Origin of the sequence: Streptomyces sp. CB02009 (genome assembly GCF_001905825.1) — a bacterium.
Lineage (GTDB): Bacteria > Actinomycetota > Actinomycetes > Streptomycetales > Streptomycetaceae > Streptomyces.
The window spans coordinates 431,079-451,529 of record NZ_LIVV01000003.1; the positions used below are offsets into that span (position 1 = coordinate 431,079).

The 20,451-nt window shown below is 73.9% G+C and carries 21 protein-coding genes; 11 read left to right on the forward strand and 10 right to left on the reverse strand.

Annotation, left to right across the window (positions count from 1 at the left end):
• Nucleotides 1-3: 3 nt before the first annotated feature.
• On the reverse strand, nucleotides 4-1,026 hold the full coding sequence (locus AMK27_RS14635) for a DUF4349 domain-containing protein (protein WP_073906632.1): 1,023 nt from the start codon (nucleotides 1,024-1,026) through the stop codon (nucleotides 4-6).
• Between the two features lie 181 nt (nucleotides 1,027-1,207).
• Here AMK27_RS14635 and hemG point away from each other — a divergent pair, with 181 nt between their 5' ends.
• The gene (hemG, locus tag AMK27_RS14640; RefSeq protein ID WP_073906634.1) at nucleotides 1,208-2,671 is read left to right on the forward strand and encodes a protoporphyrinogen oxidase; all 1,464 of its coding nucleotides are present in this window, start codon (nucleotides 1,208-1,210) and stop codon (nucleotides 2,669-2,671) included.
• Between the two features lie 17 nt (nucleotides 2,672-2,688).
• Nucleotides 2,689-3,402, forward strand: coding sequence for a hydrogen peroxide-dependent heme synthase (hemQ, locus tag AMK27_RS14645; RefSeq protein ID WP_073906636.1), 714 nt, complete (start codon nucleotides 2,689-2,691; stop codon nucleotides 3,400-3,402).
• Nucleotides 3,403-3,581: 179 nt separating this feature from the next.
• Here the strand turns inward: hemQ and AMK27_RS14650 are convergent, their stop codons facing one another.
• The 4 genes from AMK27_RS14650 to AMK27_RS14665 form a co-directional block, all read right to left on the reverse strand.
• Nucleotides 3,582-4,325, reverse strand: coding sequence for a TIGR04222 domain-containing membrane protein (locus AMK27_RS14650; protein ID WP_073907543.1), 744 nt, complete (start codon nucleotides 4,323-4,325; stop codon nucleotides 3,582-3,584).
• A 48-nt stretch (nucleotides 4,326-4,373) separates the two neighbouring features.
• On the reverse strand, nucleotides 4,374-5,450 hold the full coding sequence (locus tag AMK27_RS14655; protein WP_073907546.1) for a TIGR04222 domain-containing membrane protein: 1,077 nt from the start codon (nucleotides 5,448-5,450) through the stop codon (nucleotides 4,374-4,376).
• 7 nt (nucleotides 5,451-5,457) lie between these two features.
• A complete protein-coding gene (locus tag AMK27_RS14660; protein WP_073906638.1) occupies nucleotides 5,458-6,870 on the reverse strand; it encodes a DUF692 domain-containing protein in 1,413 nt (470 codons plus the stop codon).
• A 137-nt stretch (nucleotides 6,871-7,007) separates the two neighbouring features.
• Nucleotides 7,008-7,715 (reverse strand): peptidyl-tRNA hydrolase, encoded by a 708-nt coding sequence (locus tag AMK27_RS14665; RefSeq protein ID WP_107425569.1) that lies wholly within the window; start codon nucleotides 7,713-7,715, stop codon nucleotides 7,008-7,010.
• Nucleotides 7,716-7,786: 71 nt separating this feature from the next.
• On the opposite strand from AMK27_RS14665, the gene AMK27_RS14670 reads away from it, so the two are divergent.
• Genes AMK27_RS14670 through AMK27_RS14685 form a run of 4 tightly spaced genes read left to right on the forward strand, consistent with a single transcriptional unit; the run spans nucleotide 7,787 to nucleotide 10,357 of the window.
• Complete coding sequence (locus tag AMK27_RS14670; protein WP_073906642.1) at nucleotides 7,787-8,461, forward strand: AIM24 family protein; 675 nt, start codon at nucleotides 7,787-7,789, stop codon at nucleotides 8,459-8,461.
• Nucleotides 8,458-9,477 (forward strand): ABC transporter ATP-binding protein, encoded by a 1,020-nt coding sequence (locus AMK27_RS14675; RefSeq protein ID WP_073906644.1) that lies wholly within the window; start codon nucleotides 8,458-8,460, stop codon nucleotides 9,475-9,477. Before AMK27_RS14670 ends, AMK27_RS14675 begins: the two co-directional genes overlap by 4 nt.
• Complete coding sequence (locus AMK27_RS14680) at nucleotides 9,474-10,124, forward strand: ABC transporter (RefSeq protein WP_073906646.1); 651 nt, start codon at nucleotides 9,474-9,476, stop codon at nucleotides 10,122-10,124. The genes AMK27_RS14675 and AMK27_RS14680 overlap by 4 nt, the downstream gene beginning before the upstream one ends.
• Before the next feature lie 14 nt (nucleotides 10,125-10,138).
• Nucleotides 10,139-10,357: a hypothetical protein gene (locus tag AMK27_RS14685; protein ID WP_073906648.1), complete on the forward strand. Its 219-nt coding sequence runs from the start codon at nucleotides 10,139-10,141 to the stop codon at nucleotides 10,355-10,357.
• Between the two features lie 7 nt (nucleotides 10,358-10,364).
• On the opposite strand, the gene AMK27_RS14690 is transcribed toward AMK27_RS14685, so the two are convergent.
• The 5 genes from AMK27_RS14690 to zapE all read right to left on the reverse strand — a co-directional run bounded on the left by AMK27_RS14690 (nucleotide 10,365) and on the right by zapE (nucleotide 15,429).
• Nucleotides 10,365-11,252: a polysaccharide deacetylase family protein gene (locus AMK27_RS14690; protein ID WP_374119639.1), complete on the reverse strand. Its 888-nt coding sequence runs from the start codon at nucleotides 11,250-11,252 to the stop codon at nucleotides 10,365-10,367.
• A 66-nt stretch (nucleotides 11,253-11,318) separates the two neighbouring features.
• Nucleotides 11,319-12,239, reverse strand: a complete 921-nt coding sequence (locus tag AMK27_RS14695; protein WP_073906650.1) for a PPK2 family polyphosphate kinase — start codon at nucleotides 12,237-12,239, stop codon at nucleotides 11,319-11,321.
• Nucleotides 12,240-12,337: 98 nt separating this feature from the next.
• Nucleotides 12,338-13,711 (reverse strand): alkaline phosphatase PhoX, encoded by a 1,374-nt coding sequence (locus AMK27_RS14700; protein WP_073906652.1) that lies wholly within the window; start codon nucleotides 13,709-13,711, stop codon nucleotides 12,338-12,340.
• A 172-nt stretch (nucleotides 13,712-13,883) separates the two neighbouring features.
• Nucleotides 13,884-14,309: an OsmC family protein gene (locus tag AMK27_RS14705; RefSeq protein ID WP_073906653.1), complete on the reverse strand. Its 426-nt coding sequence runs from the start codon at nucleotides 14,307-14,309 to the stop codon at nucleotides 13,884-13,886.
• Between the two features lie 34 nt (nucleotides 14,310-14,343).
• Nucleotides 14,344-15,429, reverse strand: coding sequence for a cell division protein ZapE (gene zapE / locus AMK27_RS14710; RefSeq protein ID WP_073906655.1), 1,086 nt, complete (start codon nucleotides 15,427-15,429; stop codon nucleotides 14,344-14,346).
• 36 nt (nucleotides 15,430-15,465) lie between these two features.
• Between zapE and AMK27_RS14715 the strand changes: the two genes are divergently transcribed.
• The 5 genes from AMK27_RS14715 to AMK27_RS14735 all read left to right on the forward strand — a co-directional run bounded on the left by AMK27_RS14715 (nucleotide 15,466) and on the right by AMK27_RS14735 (nucleotide 20,439).
• Nucleotides 15,466-16,248: a pyrimidine reductase family protein gene (locus AMK27_RS14715; RefSeq protein ID WP_073906657.1), complete on the forward strand. Its 783-nt coding sequence runs from the start codon at nucleotides 15,466-15,468 to the stop codon at nucleotides 16,246-16,248.
• Between the two features lie 106 nt (nucleotides 16,249-16,354).
• Nucleotides 16,355-16,837, forward strand: a complete 483-nt coding sequence (locus AMK27_RS14720) for an indole-3-glycerol phosphate synthase (protein ID WP_073906659.1) — start codon at nucleotides 16,355-16,357, stop codon at nucleotides 16,835-16,837.
• Nucleotides 16,838-17,033: 196 nt separating this feature from the next.
• Nucleotides 17,034-18,425 (forward strand): UDP-N-acetylmuramate--L-alanine ligase, encoded by a 1,392-nt coding sequence (gene murC / locus AMK27_RS14725; protein ID WP_073906661.1) that lies wholly within the window; start codon nucleotides 17,034-17,036, stop codon nucleotides 18,423-18,425.
• A gap of 16 nt (nucleotides 18,426-18,441) precedes the next feature.
• Nucleotides 18,442-18,849 (forward strand): peptide-methionine (R)-S-oxide reductase MsrB, encoded by a 408-nt coding sequence (gene msrB / locus AMK27_RS14730; RefSeq protein ID WP_073906663.1) that lies wholly within the window; start codon nucleotides 18,442-18,444, stop codon nucleotides 18,847-18,849.
• 96 nt (nucleotides 18,850-18,945) lie between these two features.
• Nucleotides 18,946-20,439 carry a hypothetical protein gene (locus AMK27_RS14735; protein ID WP_073906665.1) on the forward strand — a complete coding sequence of 498 codons (1,494 nt, stop codon included), beginning with the start codon at nucleotides 18,946-18,948 and terminating at the stop codon, nucleotides 20,437-20,439.
• The last annotated feature ends 12 nt before the right edge of the window (nucleotides 20,440-20,451 follow it).

Genomic DNA, 20,451 nt, shown 5'->3' on the forward strand with positions numbered 1-20,451 from the left:
AGCTCACTCGTCGGGCGTCTCCGGGGGTACGGGGGCTCCCGCGGCGTTCCGGCGGGCGGCGGGGACGGCGGCCGGGGGCTCCGGCGGGGCCGTCGGGCGGGCGTTCGCGCGCCCGGCGCGGCGGGGGCGGACGACATGGCGCCACACGAGGTAGCCGATCAGGGCCACGGCCAGCCACGGCGCCAGGGCCGCGAGCACGACGACGGCCCAGGAGACCGCGCCGACCAGGGCGTTCCAGCCGCCGCTCAGGGCGTCACCGAAACCGGGGCGGCCGTCGTCCTCGTCCTCCTCGGCCCGCGGCTTCTCCTTCTGCGACAGCTCCAGGGTGATCGTCGCCAGCGACGTCCTGTCCCGCAGGGAGGACTGCTGGGCGAGGAGAGACTCCAGGTCCGCCTGGCGGCGGCTGAGTTCGCCCTCCAGGGTCACCACGTCGGTCAGCTTCTCGGCCCGCTCCATCAGGGCCCGCACCCGCGCCACGCTCGCGCGCTGGGTGGCGATCCGGCTCTCCACGTCCACCACCTGCTCGGTGACGTCCTTGGCGTCGGCCTTGCGGGCCAGCAGCTTCCCCGTGCCGGCGAGTTCGGTGAGGACGGAGTCGTACCGCTCCTGCGGCACCCGCAGGACGACGCGGGAGGTGACGTACCCGTCGTCGAGCCGCTCCGTCGACTCGTTCTCGACGCGTCCGCCCGCGCCGGCCGTCACGTCGCGGGCCGTGACCAGGGCCTTGGTCACATCGCCGACCTCCACCGAGAGCGAGGCCGTGCGGATGACGTGCTGTTGCGCGGCGGCCTTCGACGGCGCGGCCGAGGGCGCGGCCGAGGCCTGCTCGCCGCCCGATCCCGCGTAGCCGTCGGCGGCTCCCCGCTCCGCCGCGCCCTTGGCGTCCGCGGGCGCCTCCGCGCTCAGGTCCCGCTTGGAGTCCCCGGCCGTGCCGCCGGCTCCGCAGCCGGTCAGCACCAGTGCCGCGGTGAGCAGGGCCGCGCCCGCCACCGCCCGTGTTCTCGCCGTCGTACGTGAGCTCCGCATCGAAGTCCCCCCAGGGGTGGTAGGTGTCGCCGGTTCGACGTACCGGCCCACCGATCGGGTTGCCCTCCGGCGGTAGCGATGCGGTCACGGTCCGGCCTCGGAACGGGAGCGTGCCGGAACGGGAGCGGGCCGGAGGGAGCCTCGGATCCGGAGCCGATGGGCGATTTGAGAGAGTGGTCCCATGAACGCGGACACCACGGGACACCACGCCGGGCCTCATGTCGTCGTCGCGGGAGGCGGTATCGCCGGACTCGCCGCCGCCCACCGGCTGGCCGTCGCCGGCCACCGGGTGACCCTGCTCGAAGCGGGCCCGCGGCTCGGCGGCAAGCTCCTCGCCGGGGAGATCGCGGGCGCCCCCGTGGACCTCGGCGCCGAGTCGCTCCTCGCCCGCCGTCCCGAGGCGGTCGCCCTGGCCCGGGCCGTCGGCCTCGGGGAGCGCCTCCAGGCCCCCGGGACGACCACCGCGTCCGTCTGGTCCCGGGGCGAGCTCGTCCCCATGCCCAAGGGCCACGTCATGGGCGTCCCCGGCGACGCCCGCGCCGTCGAGGGCCTGCTCTCCGCCGAGGGCGTGCGCCGGATCGGCCTCGACGCCGAACTGCCCCCGACCGAGATCGGCGACGACATCGCGATCGGCGCGTACGTCGCCGCCCGGATGGGCCACGAGGTCGTCGACCGGCTCGTGGAACCCCTGCTCGGCGGGGTGTACGCCGGTGACGCCTACCGCATCTCGATGAAGGCCGCCGTCCCCGCCCTCTTCGAGGCCGCCCGCACCCGGCCCACGCTCGGCGACGCCGTCCGCGCCGTCCAGCAGGCCGGGGCCGCCGTCCCCGCCGACGCGGCGGGCGCCGCCACCGGGCTCGGCGGCTCCGTCTTCCTCGGCATCGACGGCGGCGTCGGCACCCTGCCCGGTGCCGTCGCCGACGCGGTCCGCGCCGCCGGCGGCGAGATCCTCACCGAGGCCCCCGTGACCGGGCTCCGGCGCACCGGGGCCACCGGCTGGCAGGTCGTGAGCGGCGACCGGGTCCTCACCGCCGACGCCGTCGTCCTCGCCACCCCCGCCGGACCGGCCGCCGCGCTGCTCGCCCCGCACGCGCCCACCGCCTCCGCCGAGCTCGACGCGATCGAGTACGCCTCCATGGCCCTGGTCACGCTGGCCTTCCGCCGCACCGACATGCCCGCCCTGGCGGGCTCGGGGTTCCTCGTGCCGCCCGTCGACGGCCACACGATCAAGGCCTCCACCTTCTCCTCGCAGAAGTGGCGGTGGGTCACCGACCGGGCCCCGGACCTGTTCGTGCTGCGGACCTCCGTCGGCCGCCACGGCGAGGAGGAGCAGGTCCACCGCGAGGACGCCGACCTCGTCGCCGCCTCGCTCAAGGACCTCGCCGCCGCGACCGGGCTCGCCGCCCGGCCCGTCGCCACCGCCGTCACCCGCTGGACGGGCGGCCTGCCGCAGTACCCGGTCGGCCACCTCGCCCGGGTCGCCCGGGTCCGCGAGGCCGTCGCGGCCCTCCCCGGACTGCGTGTCGCGGGCGCCGCGTACGACGGTGTCGGCATCCCCGCCTGCATCGCGTCGGCCCATCGCGCGGCCGACGAGATCATCGCCACGTCGAAAAGGGCCGACCCCGGTGCGGGGCACTCCCTGTGACGGGCGAGAATAGGCGTATGAGTGCGCCCGAAAAGATCCCGAACGCCGGTAAGAAGGCGAAGGACCTCAACGAGGTCATCCGCTACACCCTGTGGTCTGTCTTCAAGCTGCGCGACGTTCTCCCCGAGGACCGCGGCGGCTTCGCCGACGAGGTCCAGGAGCTGTTCGACCAGCTCGCGGCCAAGGACATCACCGTCCGCGGCACGTACGACCTCTCCGGTCTGCGCGCCGACGCCGACGTGATGATCTGGTGGCACGCCGAGACGAGCGACGAGCTCCAGGAGGCGTACAACCTCTTCCGCCGCACCCGCCTGGGCCGCGCCCTGGAGCCGGTCTGGTCGAACATGGCGCTGCACCGCCCCGCCGAGTTCAACAAGTCGCACATCCCGGCCTTCCTGGCCGACGAGAACCCGCGCGACTACGTCTCGGTCTACCCCTTCGTGCGCTCCTACGACTGGTACCTGCTGCCGGACGAGGACCGCCGCCGGATGCTCGCGGACCACGGCAAGATGGCCCGCGGCTACCCGGACGTCCGTGCCAACACGGTCGCCTCCTTCTCCCTCGGCGACTACGAGTGGCTCCTCGCCTTCGAGGCCGACGAGCTGCACCGCATCGTGGACCTCATGCGTCACCTGCGCGCCTCCGAGGCGCGGATGCACGTCCGCGAAGAGGTCCCGTTCTACACCGGCCGTCGCAAGAGCGTCGCCGAGCTGGTGGCGGGCCTGGCCTGACGGCCGTACGAAAACCTGGTGGTGGCCCGGCTTCCGGCCGGGCGTGCCACCCCTCGACCCGGAAGATCAGACGGCAGGCGTGACCATGGCCTGCCCGTCCAGCGACACCGGGTCCGGCTCCGGGTGCGGCGCGCATGACGCGCGCCGCACCGGCGTCATTTCCGGGACCTTTCCGGCTCTCAGCCCCGCCCGCGCAGCGCCGCCCGGAGCTCCGGCTCCAGGACCGCGGGTCCGCGCGTCGCGAGGGCCGTCAGGGGATCGGTGGCCGAGAGCGAGGCGAGCAGCCGCTGCCCGGCCGGCGAGGCCCAGCGGGTGTGCGGGTACACCTCGATCCGCCCGATCAGCAGGCAGAGCCCCGACGCGAGCAGCGGCAGCGCGAAACCGGCGAGGACCGGGGCCCGCTCGTCGGCCGGCACGAGCAGCGCGGACACCGTCCCGAGGGCCAGGCTGAGCAGGAGGCCGGCCCGTACCGCCCGAAGCCCGGCGGCGACCTCCCGCCGGCCCACGGCGGGCACGGCGAGCCCCCGGGCCACCAGCCGCTCCGCGAGCAGGTGGACGGACTCGGCGGCGGCGACCAGCGGACGTACGGCGGGGACCGGCGCCTGACCCTGAGGGCCCAGGGCGCCGATCACGGCCCGCTCCAGCGGGTCCGCCGCGCAGGCGTCGGCGTCCACGACCGTCGCCCAGCCGGTGCGGGCGAGCAGCAGCCGCCGCTCCCGGTGCATGGACACGAGGGTGAGATCGGTGACCCGCAGCGGTCCGCCGGCGAGGTAGGCCGCCTCGCCGACGGTGAGCTCGGGCGCGTCCGCCGCGGGCACGCCGCCGTGCGCGGGCGCGGCCGCCGCGAGCGTCGCCCGGCACAGCCGCGCGCAGCCGACGCCGGCCACCACGCACGCCACGAGCAGCAACGGAAGCCAGACCATGACCGAGTTGTACGGGAGGCGGGGCGGGCCCGCCACCCGAACGGGTGATCAGCTGCTGGAGCTGGAACACGAGCTCCCGCTGGAACTGGAGCTGGAGCAGGAACTCCCACTGGAACTGGAGCAGGAACTCCCACTGGAACTGGAGCACGAGCTGCCGCCCCCGCCGCAGCTGGAGCCGCCCCCGGAACAGGCGCCGGAGGAGCACGACGACCCGGAGCCGCCGCCCGAGCAGGAGCTTCCGCCCCCGCCACCTCCGCCGCCGCACGCGCTGGTCCCCGCACACCACACGGTGGCCGCGGCGAAGTCGTCGTCCGCGCCCGAGGTGTCGTAGCGGTGCTGCGCCGCGGAACGCCGTCCGCCGCGTCCACGCCGGGGCTGCGGATGGATCCGTGCGGCGGCCGCCAGCTGCTCCCGCAGCACCGGATCGGGCAGCGCACGGAGCCCGTGCAGGGCCACCAGCAGGCCGGCGTCCGCGAGATGGGCGTGGGCCCGCCCGTACGCCCCCACCGCGCGCCGCCCGGCCGGGGTGATCTGCCGGGCCGTCAGCGACCCGCAGACGAGGGCGGTGACCATGGTGGCGAGCAGGATCGGCAGCACCTTGAAGATGAACGGGACCGGCATCCCCGCGTCGGTGTCCAGGGTCGCGAAGCCCACGACCGTGAGGACGATCGACACCGGGAAGAGCACGAAGGTCGTGACGGCGGCCACGCCGCACCACCGGGCCGTGGAGCGCCGGGTCGCCGGGTCGACGACGAGCCCGCGCACCGCGAGCCCGTCACCGGTCTCCTGGACCGCCGGGTGCCGCATCACGGTCATCCGCAGGTGGTGCAGGGCCCCGTGCGGGGCGGCGGCGTGCGCCTCGAACACGGCCCGCTCCACCGGGTCGTGCGCGACGGGGCGGACGACGGCCACGATGCCGGGGCCGCCGACCGCCAGCCTGCCGTCGGCCTGGAGGGCAGTCAGGGCGGTGTCGACGACCCTGGCGGGCCCGCCGTTGAGGAAGGCGGCCTCGTACCGGTCGTGGACCGGTCCGCCGGGTCCCCCGCGGGTCCGGACGACCCGGGTGACGAGCACCGCGATGACGGTGACGCCGGCGAGGTAGTAGAGGGTGACCAGGGTGTTCACGAGCACCTCACTTCCGTACCAGTGCGTGGCGGGCGGCCCGCACGAACCGGGTGGCGCGGCCCGGCGGCCGGCTGCCCGAACGGTCCTGCCACCACTCCGTGAGCCGCCGCCGCGCCGCCGGATCCTCCGGCCGCCCGGCGACGAGGAGGTGCTCGGCGAAGTCCAGCGCGTCACGGCGGTAGCCGCCGGTCATGGGCCGGGACCTGGCGTACGCGAGGAACGCCTTCCGGTAGCCCGCGCCCAGGATCTCGGGGAGCTCCGGCGCCACCTTCGCGACGACCCCGGCCCGCTTGGCCGCGAGCGCCCGGCTCTGCACGCCGAGCCGCCGGCTGTCGAAGCCCTCGGGCACGGGCGTCCCGGCGACGAGCGCGGACAGCAGAGCGGCCTGGGCGACGGCGACGCGCTGCCGGGCGCCGGGCGCGGGCGCGGTCTCCGGTTCGGGGGCCTCGGGTGCCTCCGGGGCGACCCCGGGCATCGGCCCGCCGGAGACCCTGGCCCCGGCCCCGATGAGCAGCGTCGCCCGGGACGCGGTCCTCGACGACGGGGCGCCGTGCTGGTGGGCCGCGCCCCGCCCCGCCGCCGCGGCGGAACGCGCGCCCGCGGCGGTGACCGTCCGGCGGATCGCCCGCAGCTCGTCGGCCAGCTCCTCCGCGGGCGGGAAGTCGTCGTCCCGCTCCAGCAGCACGCCCGGCGGCGCGACCCGCGAGGCGAGGTCCGCCAGGACGTCGAGGACCGCGCCGGGCACCGGATGCGCGTGGGTGTCGTGCCAGACCCCGTCCCGCTCGACACCCCCCGCGACGTGCACGTACGCGATCGCCTCCACCGGCAGCTCCGACAGGGCCCGCGCGGGGTCCTCGCCCCGGTTGACGTGGTTGGTGTGCAGGTTGGCGACGTCGATCAGGAGCCGTACCCCCGTACGCTCCACCAGCTCCGCCAGGAAGCGTCCCTCCGACATCTCCTCGCCGGGCCACGAGACGAGCGCGGCGATGTTCTCCAGGGCGAGCGGCACGGGCAGCGCGTCCTGCGCGATCCGCACGTTCTCGCAGAGCACGTCGAGCGCGTCCCAGGTCCTGGGTACGGGAAGCAGGTGACCCGCTTCGAGCTGCGGGGTCGCGGTGAGCGGCCCCCCGGCCCGGACGAACGCGATGTGTTCCGTGACCAGCGGCGCCCCCAGCGCCACCGCCTTCTCGCCGAGCGCGGCGAGCCGCGCCGGGTCGGGGCGGTCCGCGCCCCCGAGCCCCAGCGAGACGCCGTGCGGCACGACGGTGACGCCGCGCTCGCGCAGCCGCGTCAGGGAGTCGGGCAGATGGTCGGCGCAGATGTTCTCCGCGACGACCTCCACCCAGTCGATTCCGGACAGCCCCTCCACCGCGTCAGCGATCTCGGGACGCCAGCCGATGCCGATGCCGAGTTCCGTCATGTCCCCCTCCTTCGGTCCTCAGTCACCCACGTGATGGCCCCGGCGGGAGCGTTCGAACCCCGGGAGGGTCACGTTCAGAGGTTGATTTGAGGTTCCGTTCGGTCACGGCGGACGGAGGGGGTGCCGGGCGGTGACGGCTACGGCCGCGGCAGCCGCAGCCCCGGGGCGAACCGGTCGCTGCCCTCGGCCACCACGGTGGGGCCGGGGGCGATCTCCGTGAAGCCCGCGTCCCGGACCAGCGGGAGACCGCTCGCCGTCAGGGCGGGCCACTCCCCGGCCGTCGCGGTGCGGACCGCCAGCGGGAAGCCCGCCTCGTGCCAGGCCTTCCGGTCGGCGTCCCCCATCGCCCACCACAGCAGCTGCGCCCCGTGCCCGGCCTGGGCCATCGTCTTGCCCGCCGACATCTCGAGCTCCGGGTTGATCCACAGCACCACCGCGCCCTCGGGCACGGGGCCGGGCGCGGCCGGGTCGTCGAGGTCGGTGCCCGAGACCTGGAGCTTGGCCAGTTCCTTGGGCCAGCCGTCGAGCGGGACCGGAGGGAAGACCCGCACCTCCGACTCCAGGCCGTCGACCGTGATCCCCGGGAGCGCGCCCGCCCGCCGCCATTCCGCGCCGCGCGCCCGGCGCACCACCTTGCGGATCCTGGCGTCCTGCCAGTCGGTCATGGCCTGTGCCCACTCGCCCTCGCCGAGCGAGCGGTCGTCCGTGAGGATCTCCAGGACGGCGCGCGCGGCGGTCTCCAGGGCGTCGGTACGGGACGGCGGCGCGTCCCGTTCGATCCGTACGACCAACGGCAGGACGAACTGGGGCTTCTCATCACGAAGATCGGTCTCATTGCTGCTCACCGGGCAATTCTGCCACTGCCGCCACAAGCGCCTCTTGGAGGAATGAGCAGTTCCGGGCCAGGATGCCCCTCATGAAGAGTGATCTTTTCACCGGCGAACACCTCGCCGAGACCGCAGATTTTCCGGGGATGACCCTCCAGAACGCCAAATCCGTCAAATACACCGTCAACGGGGAGATGCACGCCCGCCAGGGCTCCATGATCGCCTTCCGCGGCGATCTCCGGTTCGAGCGCAAGGGCCAGGGCATCGGCGGCCTGCTCAAGCGGGCCGTCACCGGCGAGGGCCTGGCCCTGATGGCCGTGCGCGGCCAGGGCGAGGCGTGGTTCGCGCACGAGGCGCAGAACTGCTTCATCGTCGAGATCGAGCAGGGCGACGCGTTCTCGGTCAACGGCCGCAACGTGCTCTGCTTCGACGCCACCCTCCACTACGAGATCAAGACCGTGAAGGGCGCCGGCATGACCGGCGGCGGCCTCTTCAACTCCGTCTTCTCCGGCTACGGCAAGGTCGCCCTCATGTGCGAGGGCAGCCCCATCGTCATCCCCGTCACGCCGCAGGCCCCGGTGTTCGTCGACACCGACGCCGTGGTCGGCTGGAGCGAGCAGCTGCACACCTCGCTGCACCGCTCGCAGTCCGTCGGCTCGATGATCCGCGGCGGCTCGGGCGAGGCGGTGCAGCTGAAGCTGGAGGGCCAGGGCTTCGTGGTCGTCCGGCCCAGCGAGCTGACCCCGCAGAAGACCTCGAATTGAGGCTGGAGCGGGTCGGGCGGCGGCACGGCCTCCGGGGCGCGTGGATCCTCCGCGAGGTGGACCTCGACCTGCCCGCCGGGAGCCTCGTCCGGATCGTCGGCGCGAACGGCACCGGGAAGTCGACCCTGCTCCGGCTCGTCGCCGGTGTCGACGCGCCCACCACGGGACGCGTCACGGGCCGCCCGCCCCGCACGGCGTACGTCCCCGAACGCTTCCCGGCCGCGCTGCCCTTCACGGCCGCGGACTACCTGGTCCACCTGGGGCGGATCCAGGGGCTCGGCACGGCGGCCGCGCGGGCCGGGGCGGGGGAGTGGCTGGAGCGCTTCGGGGCCGGCGAGCACGCCCGTACCCCGATGGCGGAGCTCTCCAAGGGCACCAGCCAGAAGGTCGCCGTGGCCCAGGCCTTCCTCGCCGACCCGTCGCTCCTGGTCCTCGACGAGGCCTGGACCGGCCTCGACACGGGCGCGCGTGCGGAGCTGGACGCGGTGGTCCGCTCACGCCGGGCGGCGGGCGGAACGGTCGTCTTCGTCGACCACGACCCGCGCCGGCTGGAGGGGGAGCCGTCCGCGGTGTACGAGGTGCGGGAGGGACGGGTCGGCGAGACCGGACATCCCGTCGCCCCGGCTCCGGGCCTGACGGCTGCGCCCCCGGGCCTGACCTCCGGGGCCTCGGGTCCGGTCGCCCCGGCTCCGGGTCCCGTCGCCCCGGCTCCGGGCCCGACGGCTGCGCCCCCGGGCCTGACCTCCGGGGCCTCGGGCTCCGCCGACCCCGCCCCGGGTCCGGTCCGCGCGGGTGGCGGGTCGGGGCCGCGGGTGCGGATCACCGTCTCGGGCGGTCCGCACGCCCTCCCGCCCCCGGAACGACTGCCCGGCGGCCCCGTCGTCGCACCCGGGCCCGACGGCGACGGCACCCTCGTCCTCACCGTCGACGCCGACCGGTCCGACGCCCTGCTGAGCGCGCTCCTCGCCGCCTCCTGGCACATCCACCACCTCGCCCCCGAAGGCGTACGCGTATGACGGCGCTCCTGCGCTACCAGACCGGCCTGCTGCTCCGCTCGCAGCGCTGGCTCGCCCCGCTCCTCCTGTACGCGGCCCTCCTCGCCGTCGGCGTCGACGCGGGCGAGCCCGTCCTCGGCGCGCTCGGACTCACGGCCGCCGGGCTGCTCCCCGTCACCGCCTGGTCGGTCCGGATCTGCGTCACGCAGGAGCCGTCCGCCGCACGGAACGTCGTCGCGGCCGCGGCCGGGCGGAGCCGCGCGCACCTCGCCGCGCTGGTCACCGGGGCGGGTCTGCCCGCCCTCGTCGGGGCGGTCGCGGTCCTCGCGGTGACGGCGACCGGCGACCGGCGCGGTGTGACCGCGCCCGCCGCCGTGACCACGGGCCTCCTGGCGGTGCTGGCCTGCGCCCTGACGGGCGCCGCCGTCGGCGCGCTGGCGTCGCGCCCCTTCGTCCGGGCGCCCGGCTGGTCCGTCGCGGCCCTCGTCCTGGGCTCGTTGCTCGCCCTGGTGACCACCGGCTCACCGGCGAAGCACGCGATGACGGCCCTGATCACCGGCGCCCGCACGGCGACCGCCGACCCGCCGTGGCTCGCCTGCGGGGGCGCGGTGCTCCTCGCGGCGGCGTGCACGGCCCTCGCGTGCCGGGCCACGGCACGCCTGGAGTGAGTACGCTCGAAGACATGAACGACACGACCGAGTCCACTGCGTCCACGTCGTACACGTCGTACTGCGCCCCCCGGGAGTCCGGCGGTCCGAAGCCCGCACCGGCCGCCGAGGGCCCCTTCGCCGCCTGTGTGCTGTGCCAGGAGGCGACCGAGTACCCGGAGACCACGAAGGGCATCACCCTGTGCCCGGTCTGCGAGTGGCGCGAGGCGGAGCGGACGGCCTGCTCGGGCTAGGCCCGACCTAGAGGGGGCCGCGCATCAGTTCCGAGACCTTCACGAAGCGGTAGCCGCGGGCGCGGAGTTCCGGGACGATGCGCCGGATCGCCTGCTCCGTGACCGGGGCCGCGCTGCGTGTGCAGTGCATGACCACCAGGGAGCCCGGCTTCACCCCGTCGAGCACCTGCTCCGCCACCGCGTCCGCGTCCTGCGCGAAGGCGTCGCCGCTGACCACGTCCCACTGGACCGCCGTCACCCCGGCCGGGGCGAGCGCGCGGAGGGACGCGTCGTCGTAGCAGCCGCCGGGGAAGCGGAAGTACGGGACGACGTTCACCGCCCCGGCGTCGCGGAACGCGTCGAAGGCCCGCTGGACGTCGTCCGCCATGTCGGGAGCGGAGACGGTCGGCAGGCCGTAGCAGGGGGACGCGAAGGCGTAGTGGCTGTAGGAGTGGTTGGCGATCTCGAAGCGCGGGTCGCGGCCGATGGACTTCGCCTGGTCCGGGTACTCCTCCGCCCAGCGGCCCGTCATGAACACGGTCGCGTCCACCCCGAGCCGGCGCAGGGTCTCGATGAGCCGCGGATTGTCGAAACGCTCGCCCTGCGCGGCCCGGGGCCCCTGATCGGCCGTCATGTCGGCGTCGAAGGTGAGCGCGACGACCTTCTCCGTGCCCTTCGCCCGGTGCGTGTACACGGGGGTGAGGCCGCCGGGCCCCGGCGCCATGGTGGGCGGCGCGGCGGGCGGGCGCGCCGGCTTGGGACCGGCCGCCGGGGCGCTCGTCCGGGGCGACGGGGCGGTGGCGGCCGGTTCCTTCGCCGGCGGGGCCGGGGGAGTGTCGACCGCTTCCCGGCCGCAGCCGACGAGGACGGCGCCCAGAAGACCGAGCGCCGCCAGGTTTCGTACAGAAGTGTTCACGACCGGAAGTTAACCGATCAAAGTGGCTCAGGCGTGCAACCCGGCGACGGCAGCGCCCCGTGCCGCTCACGTGGCCAGCAGCCGCCTGCGGCTCTCCTCCACGTCGAAGTCACCCGGCGGGTACGCCGGGTCCAGCGCCTCCAGGTGTTCGAGCAGCAGCTTGCTGATCGCCCAGTTCCGATACCACTTGCGGTCCGCCGGGACCAGGTACCAGGGCGCCGCCTCCGTCGTGCAGCGCTTCAGGGCGACCGCGTACGCCTGCTGGTACGCCGGCCACACCGCGCGCTCCTCGATGTCGCCCACGTTGAACTTCCAGTGCTTCTCCGGGTTGTCCAGGCGCTCCAGCAGACGGGCGCGCTGTTCCTCGTACGAGAGGTGCAGGAAGACCTTCACGACCGTCACGCCGTCGTCGGCGAGGGTCTTCTCGAACCGGTTGATCTGGCCGTAACGGCGGTTCAGCTGCGTGGGCGCGACCAGCTCCCGCACCCGGGCGATCAGCACGTCCTCGTAGTGCGAGCGGTCGAAGATGCCGATCTCGCCCGGACGGGGGAGCGCCTTCATGATCCGCCACAGGAACGGGTGGCTCTGCTCCTCCGGCGTCGGGGCCTTGAAGGCGCGGATGCGGCAGCCGGAGGGGTTGAACAGGCCGATGACGTGCTTGACCGTCCCGCCCTTGCCGCTGGTGTCCATCCCCTGGAGGACCAGGAGCACCCGCCGGCGGTCACCGGCCGTGCTTGCCGCGTAGAGGCGTTCCTGCAGGTCGGCGAGGCGGGGTGCGAGGGCGGCGGTGGCGGCGAGACCGGCCGCCTTGTCGGCGGGGCCGCCCGGGGTCGCCGAGGCGTCGTACGCGGCGAGGTCGACGCGCTCGCCCCCGGGGACGCGGAGCAGCTCCCGGAGGGAGGCCTCCCGGTGCTTCCGCTTCCTCCCGCCGTCCCTCTTCTCCCCGTCCTTCTTCCCGCCGTCCTTCTTCCCGTCCTTCTTCGCCATCGCGTGCCCTTCCGCCGCGCCGCACGTCCGTCGTCCCCCCGATCCTGCGACGGAACCCGGCCGCCCGCGAGTGCGCGCGACCGGGTGCGGTCCTCAGCTCAGCACCACGGGCCGGTCACCGCGAACGTCGTCCCCGGCGTGTAGCAGTTGACGTACATGGTTCCCCGGTCGGGCGAGAAGGTGACGCCCGCGAACTCGCCCCACTCCGGGGCCTCGGGCGTGCCGATGTTCTGCGCGCCCCGCGCGAGCGCGTACACCTCGCCCCGCTCGCTCACCCCGAAGACGTGCTGCGCCCCGTCGCCGTCCTCGCAGACCATCAGGCCGCCGCTCGGCGCCAGGCAGATGTTGTCCGGCGACTCGCCGGGCAGCTGGATGTCGGTGTCCGGGCCGAAGACGACGACGAGGGTGAGCCGGCGCCGGTGCGGCTCGTACTTCCAGACCTGGCCGAAGTGCGTCGCGCCGGAACCGTCGTTCACGCGCGCGAAGGAGGACACGAAGTACACGGCCCGGCCGCCCCAGTAGCAGCCCTCCAGCTTCTGGGCGTGCGTGATGCCCTTGGGGCCGAAGTCCTGCAGCCTGATGGGGGTCTGCGCCGCCTGCGGGTCCGGTACGGGGACCCACTCGATCCCCTCGAAGCGGGTGCCGGCCTCCTGGATCACCGAGAGGTCGGGGACGCCCGGCACCCGCATGGCCTCCAGGGCGCCGCCCGCGCGCAGCGAGCCCGTGCCGCCGAGCGGCCGGTGGGGGAGGAAGCGGTAGAAGAGGCCGAAGGGGCGCTCGAAGGCGTCCTCCGTCTCGTAGACGATGCCGCTCGCCGGGTCGATCGCGATCGCCTCGTGCTGGAAGCGGCCCATCGCGGTGAGCGGTACGGCGCCGGTGCGGCGCGGGTCGGCCCCGTCGACCTCGAAGATGAAGCCGTGGTCCTTGGTGTAGCCGTTCGTCCCGGCCCTGTCCTCGGTCTCCTCGCAGGTCAGCCAGGTGCGCCAGGGGGTGGGCCCGCCCGCGCAGTTGACGGCCGTGCCGGCGATGGCGACCCGCTCGCCGAGGACGTTGTTCCGACCGTCGAGTTCCAGCGCCGTACAGCCGCCCTTGCCGGCCGGGTCGTACGTCAGGCCGGGGACGGTCGGGACGCCGATCCTGCCGGTGACCCGGTTCTCGTGGTTGCGGACGAGGTGCACCCGGCCGCGGCGGCCGGCGAAGGCCCCCATGCCGTCGGGATTGCTGGGGACGAGGCCCTCGCCGGAGCGGAGCGGATCGCCCTGCCGGGAGAGGACCTTGTAGCGGAAGCCGGCCGGCAGGTCGAGCAGGCCCTCGGGGTCGGGGACCAGGGGGCCGTAGCCGGCCCGTCCCGTGTGGCCGCCGGGTGCGGCGCTCGCGCTGCCGGCGAAGAGTTCGGAGAGGGAGCCGGTGAAGGCGATCCCGGCGGCGGTGGCGCCGGTGCGGGAGAGGATCTGACGTCGTGTTGCGGACATGAGGCAACCCACTTTTCCTGTTGGCGGACAGGCGTGTGATGTGACGTGTGACCCGCATGTGTGTATCACGCGGTGTGGTGACACGTGAACATGCGGGCCACAAGTTCCTCATGTGGCGCCAGGGGGCGCCTTGTCGATCAGGCCGGGCTCGCGGCGCCGAGCTGAGGCGGCGTCAGGCCAGCTCGGCCGTGAGGGTGATCGTCGTGCCGGTGAGCGCCTGGCTGACCGGGCAGTTCTTCTTCGCGTCCTCGGCCAGCGCCTGGAACTGGTCCGCGTCCAGGCCGGGGACCTCGCCGCGCACGGTCAGGTGGATGCCGGTGATGCCCTCGCCCGGCTGGAAGGTGACGTCGGCCTTGGTCTCCAGGCGGGTGGGCGGGTTGCCCGCCTTCGCCAGGCCGTTGGAGAAGGCCATGGAGAAGCAGGAGGAGTGCGCGGCCGCGATGAGCTCCTCGGGGCTCGTCTTCCCGTTGGGCTCCTCGGAGCGGGCCGGCCAGGAGACGTCGTACGAGCCGAGACCGGAGGAGTCGAGCGTGACGACACCCGAGCCCTTGAGGAGGTCGCCCTGCCAGACGGTGTGGGCGTGACGCACGGTGGCCATGGTGGATCCCTTTCGATCGGGTACGGCCACCAACCTACTGCGCGACCAGCCCCTTGGCGTCGCGGGCGAGCGCGGTGAGCCGGGAGATCGCCCGGAAGTACTTCTTGCGGTACCCGCCGTTCAGCATCTCGTCGCTGAACAGCCGGTCGAACGGCAGTCCGGAGGCGAGCACGGGTATCTCGCGGTCGTACAGCCGGTCGGCCAGGACGACGAGCCGCAGGGCCGTCGACTGGTCCGGGACGGGCTGGACGTCGGTGAGGCAGACCGCGGTGAGGTCGTCGGTGAGCGCGCCGTACCGGCTCGGGTGGACCCTGGCCAGGTGCTCGAGCAGGTGCGGGAAGTCGTCGAGGGAGGCGCCCGCCGTCGCGTACGCGGTCTCCGTGACGACCTGGTCGGAGTACGGGGACGGCGCCTCGGGCAGCCCGCGGTGGCGGTAGTCCTCGCCGTCGATCCGCAGCGGCCGGAAGTGGGCCGAGAGGCCCTGGATCTCGCGCAGGAAGTCGGCGGCGGCGAACCGGCCCTCGCCGAGCTTGCCGGGGAGCGTGTTGGAGGTGGCGGCGAGCGCCACGCCCGATGCGACCAGCTTGCCGAGCAGGCTGGAGACGAGGACGGTGTCGCCCGGGTCGTCGAGCTCGAACTCGTCGATGCAGAGGAGGCGGTGCCCGCTGAGGGTCTTCACGGTCTGCTGGAAGCCCAGCGCGCCGACCAGGTTGGTCAGCTCGACGAACGTGCCGAACGCCTTCAGCGCGGGCTCGGCGGGGGTCGCGTGCCAGAGCGAGGCGAGCAGGTGGGTCTTGCCGACGCCGTACCCGCCGTCCAGGTACACCCCGCGCGGCCCGGTGGGGGCGGCCGGCTTCCGGGCGAACCAGCGGCGCTTCCCGGCGCCCGAGGCGTGCGCTCCGCCCAGGCCCTCGGCGAAGGTGCTCAGCGCCTTGACGGCGTCCGTCTGGCTCGGCTGGTTCGGGTCGGGGAGGTACGTGTCGAACCGCACGGAGTCGAAGCGCGGCGGCGGCACCATCTCCGCGACGAGCCGGTCGGCGGGGACGTGGGGCTCTCGGGAGCAGAGCGAGAGCGGGGCCGCTGAGGTGGATGCGGCTTCGGAGGGGGCACGGGTCGACACAGTTCCCCACTGTAAGCGCCATGTCAGACTCGGAGGATGCGACGCCTGTTCCCTGTGACGGACATGACAGCCCACGCGACCGAGGCGGGAGACCGGGAATGGTCGCTCGACGAGCTCGCCGACGCCTACGCGTACCCGGAGCTCCCCGAGGGGGAGGGCGCCTGGCTGCGGGCCAACATGGTCTCCTCGCTCGACGGGGCGGGGCAGCACGACGGGCGCTCCCAGCCGCTCTCCTCGGAGACCGACATGCGGATCTTCGGCACCCTGCGGGCCCTCGCGGACGTGGTCGTCGTCGGTGCGGAAACGGTACGCCTGGAGGGCTACCGCCCGGCACGCGCGCGTGAGGCCTTCGCGGCCCGCCGTGCCGCCGCCGAGCAGGGCCCGGCCCCGGTGATCGCCGTGGTCAGCGCCTCGCTGAAGCTGGACTTCTCGCTCCCGCTCTTCACCGAGCCGCTGGTGCCGACCCTGGTCCTCACCGGCGCCGCCGCGCCCGCCGAGCGGGTGCGGGCCGCGCGGGAGGCGGGCGTCGAGGTGCTGGTGGCGGGCGACGGCGCCGGGGTGGACCCGGTCCGTGCCAAGGCGGTGCTCGCGGAGCGCGGGCTCCGGCGGCAGCTGACCGAGGGCGGGCCCCGGCTGCTCGGCCAGTTCGTGGCCGCGGAGGTCCTCGACGAGCTGTGCCTGGCGGTCTCGCCGACGATGACCGCGGGGGACGCCCAGAGGATCGCCGGGGGGCCCGCGGTGGCCGTGCCGACACGCTTCGCCGTGGCGTCGCTGCTGGAGCAGGACGGCTTCCTCTTCACCCGCTACCGTCGGATCTGACAATCGGCGGAATTTGTCGTTCCGCTTAGCGTCCGCTGGGCACACTTACTGTCGCAGACCCCGTGCGGGCACGGGGAAGGATGGTTTCCGCAGAAGGGCTCCTGAGGTGTTCACAAGCGTTCTGATGATCGAGAAGCCCCTGACGTCCGTCGACGTGGAATTCGTCACCACCCTGCACGGCGACGAGGGCGTGTCCTTCATCGTTCTGATGCAGCCCCGTGGTGACCAGGCCGATGTACTGCTGCGTGCCATCGACGACGTGGCCATGGGCGAACTGAAGGAAGCGACCCGCGAGGGCGACGAACCGGAGGGCAAGGAGGCCAGGCGCCCCGCCGAGCTGGCCCTGGAGCACTCGCTCCGGGCGCTGAGAGACGCCGGCTGCGAAGCGGTCGGACAGGTCGTCGAGGACCACCCGCTCACCAAGATGAAGGCGGTGGTGGAGGAGTCGGAGGCGGACGAGGTCATCGTGCTGACCGCCCCGCACTACGTGGAGGAGTTCTTCCACCGCGACTGGGCCTCCCGGGCCCGCCACAAGGTCGGAGTCCCCGTCCTCAAGCTCTTCGCCCACAGCGAGGAGGCGGCCGAGTAGCCGCACGGCGTCCCCGTCCGCGCCCCGTGCAGGGGGCGCGGACACGGGCCCGCCACGGCCGGCCCGCCACGCACCGGGCCCCGTCGCTCCCGCCGGCCCGCCACGCACCGGGCCCCGTCGCTCCCGCCGGGCCCACCCGGCCGGAGCCACTAGGCTGGGGTCTTCCACGCTCGACGCACCCCGGGGAGAGATCCGCATGGCACCCGCCATCCCTGCCGCCATGGAACGGCCGCACTTCATCGGCATCGGCGGTGCCGGAATGTCGGGCATCGCGAAGATCCTCGCCCAGCGCGGCGCCAAGGTCGCCGGCAGCGACGCCAAGGACTCCGCGACCGCCCAGTCGCTGCGGGCCCTCGGCGCCACCGTGCACATCGGGCACGCCGCCGAGCACCTCGCCGACGACGCCTCCGCCGTCGTCGTCTCCAGCGCCATCCGCGCCGACAACCCCGAGCTGGCCCGCGCCGCCGAGCTCGGCATCCCCGTCGTCCACCGCTCCGACGCGCTCGCCTCCCTCATGGACGGCCTGCGCGCGATCGCCGTCGCCGGCACGCACGGCAAGACGACGACCACCTCGATGCTGGCCGTCGCGCTCACCGAGCTCGGCCTCGACCCCTCGTACGCCATCGGCGGCGACCTCGCGGGTCCCGGCACCAACGCGCTGCACGGCGACGGCGAGGTCTTCGTCGCCGAGGCCGACGAGAGCGACCGCAGCTTCCAGAAGTACGACCCCGAGGTCGCGATCGTCCTCAACGTCGAGCTGGACCACCACGCGAACTACGCCTCCATGGACGAGATCTACGAGTCCTTCGAGGCCTTCACGGCCAAGATCCGCCCCGGCGGCACCCTGGTCGTCGGCGAGCACGCGGGCGCCCGCGAACTGGCCCGCCGGGTCGCGGACCGCGACGGCCTGCGCATCGTCACGGTCGGTGAGACCGAGGACTCCGACGCCCGCATCCTGAAGATCGTCCCGAACGGGATGAAGAGCGAGGTCACCGTCGCCCTCGACGGCGTCGAGCACACCTTCACCGTCTCCGTCCCCGGCCGCCACTACGCCCACAACGCCGCCGCGGCCCTCGCCGCCGGCGCCCGCGTCGGCATCGACCCGGCCGAGCTCGCCCAGGCCCTCACCGCGTACACCGGCGTCGGCCGCCGCCTCCAGCTCAAGGGCGAGGCGAACGGCGTCCAGGTCATCGACTCCTACGCGCACCACCCCACCGAGATGACCGCCGACCTGGAGGCCATGCGCGGCGCCGCCGGGGCCTCCCGCCTCCTGGTCGTCTTCCAGCCGCACCTCTTCTCCCGCACGCAGGAGCTCGGCAAGGAGATGGGCGACGCGCTGGCCCTCGCCGACGCGTCCGTCGTCCTCGACATCTACCCGGCCCGCGAGGACCCGATCCCGGGCATCACCAGCGAGCTGATCATCGCCGCGGCGCGGCAGGCGGGCGCCGACGTGACGCCCGTCCACGACAAGACGACGGTTCCGCAGGTCGTGGCGGGAATGGCCGGACCCGGTGATCTCGTTCTCACCATGGGCGCGGGCGACGTCACGGACCTCGGCCCGCTGATCCTGGACCACCTGTCGAAGTAGCAGAGGGAGCGAGCTCATGGCGTACGACGTCGAGAAGCCGGACGAGCAGTGGCGTGCGGAGCTGACCCCGGCGGAGTACCAGGTGCTGCGCCAGGCGGGCACCGAGCCCGCGTTCCGCGGCGAGTACACGGACACCACCACCACGGGCGTGTACTCCTGCCGGGCCTGCGGCGCGGAGCTGTTCACGTCGAACGAGAAGTTCGAGTCGCACTGCGGGTGGCCGTCCTTCTTCGACCCGAAGGACAGCTCCGCCGTCGAGCTGATCGAGGACCGCTCCCACGGCATGGTCCGCACCGAGGTCCGCTGCTCCCGCTGCGGCTCCCACCTGGGCCATGTCTTCGAGGGCGAGGGCTACCCCACCCCGACGGACCAGCGGTACTGCATCAACTCGATCTCGCTGCGCCTGGAGCCCGCCGAGAGCTGAGCCGTCCTCCCGATCACGAGCCGAACCGTCCCCCCGATCGGGGGGACACGGTGGGCGGACTTCCCTAGGGTGTGCGGAGACACAGGGGGAGACCGCATGGCACGCAGACAGTTACCGACGCTTCCGACCTACCGCAAGGACGCGGTGACCCGGCAGCTGTGCGCACACGTCCACCTCGACGAGCACTTCGCCCGCGAGGTGGACACCGAGCTCACCGCGGACCGGATGACGGCACTGGGACTCCCCCTCGGGATCCACCTGATCGCCCTCGCCCGCCACGCGCGGGCGGCGGTGCGCCGCCACGAGCGGCGCGACCGCCTCCTCTCCCGCCTCTTCCTCGCCCTCTGGGCCGGCCTCGCCGCCCTGGTGTGGGGCCTGGTGAGCGGCACCGCCGTCGGCCTGTGGGCGGGCGGCGCACTGGTGCTCGGCTCCCTCGCCGGCGCCTGGTGGGCGGTCCACGCCGCCCTGTCGGCGGCCTGGAGCGCGGCCCAGGACGTGTACTGGGGCACCGAACGCCCCGAGACCCTCGCCGAGCCCGTCGAGCGGACGGCCGAGGACCGGCTCCGGGCCCTCGCCAAGGCCAACGTGGTGCCGTACACCGCCTCCGCCGCCCGCACCCACCCCTTCGTCGGCAGCGGCACGAAGATCAAGGACGTCGTCTGGCAGCCCATCGACGTCTCGCGGCCCGCCGAGGACCCGGCGAACCCCGGACGCAAGCTGACCATCGTCCCCTTCGACGCCGTGGACCTGCACACCTACGTCGCCAAGGAGATGGCGAAGATCGCGGGCCTCGAAGGGCTCCGCGCCCGCAACCGGCTCTACGTGTCCGGCGACCACGTCCCGCTCCTCGCCCACGAGCTCCTCGAGGAACCGCAGGGCCGGCCGCGCGCCCAGATCGACACCGACCTCGTACGGACCGGACTGCTCAGCCCCGGCGCCGGGATGCGGACGTTCCTCAGCCTGGAGCGGGTCAGCGACGGCGGACGGGTGATCGTGACCATGCAGCTGCGGGCCCGGCTGCACCATCCCAGCCTCTCCTGGGAGGTGCTGGTCTTCGTCATCCCGCCCGTCGACGACGTCTACCACCGCGTCGGGGCCCTGCCGTTCCGCGGCTTCGAGCGGACCTGGAAACTGCTCACCACCACCCGCCGCGCCTGCTGGCCCGCACTGCGGGGAGCCTGGGGGCGCAACTCCGGACGGCGTACCGTCGACCGGGCCAGGGCCCGTGAACTCCGCCACTGGCGCAGGGAGATCTCCGAGCGGCAGCTCGTCTTCGACCACGGGGCGACGGGGAGCATCCGGGAGCGGATCTCCTCCTGGGACCAGATGCTGCACAACGACCGCGCCGACTCCCGGGACTACCTGCACCGGCTCCAGAGCGGCGTCCTCACCGCCACCGAGCGGTTCCTCAAGGACCACCAGGTGGACACCAGTTCGTACGAGCAGGCGGTGCAGGTGATCAGCACCCAGACGTACAACATCTCGGGCGACATCCACGGCAGCAACGTCGGCAACCACGGCGTCGTCAACCAGCACGGACCGGGCGGACAGCAGGGCGCGCCGTCCCCGCACGGCCAGGCCACCCCCTGAACGAGAGGAAAC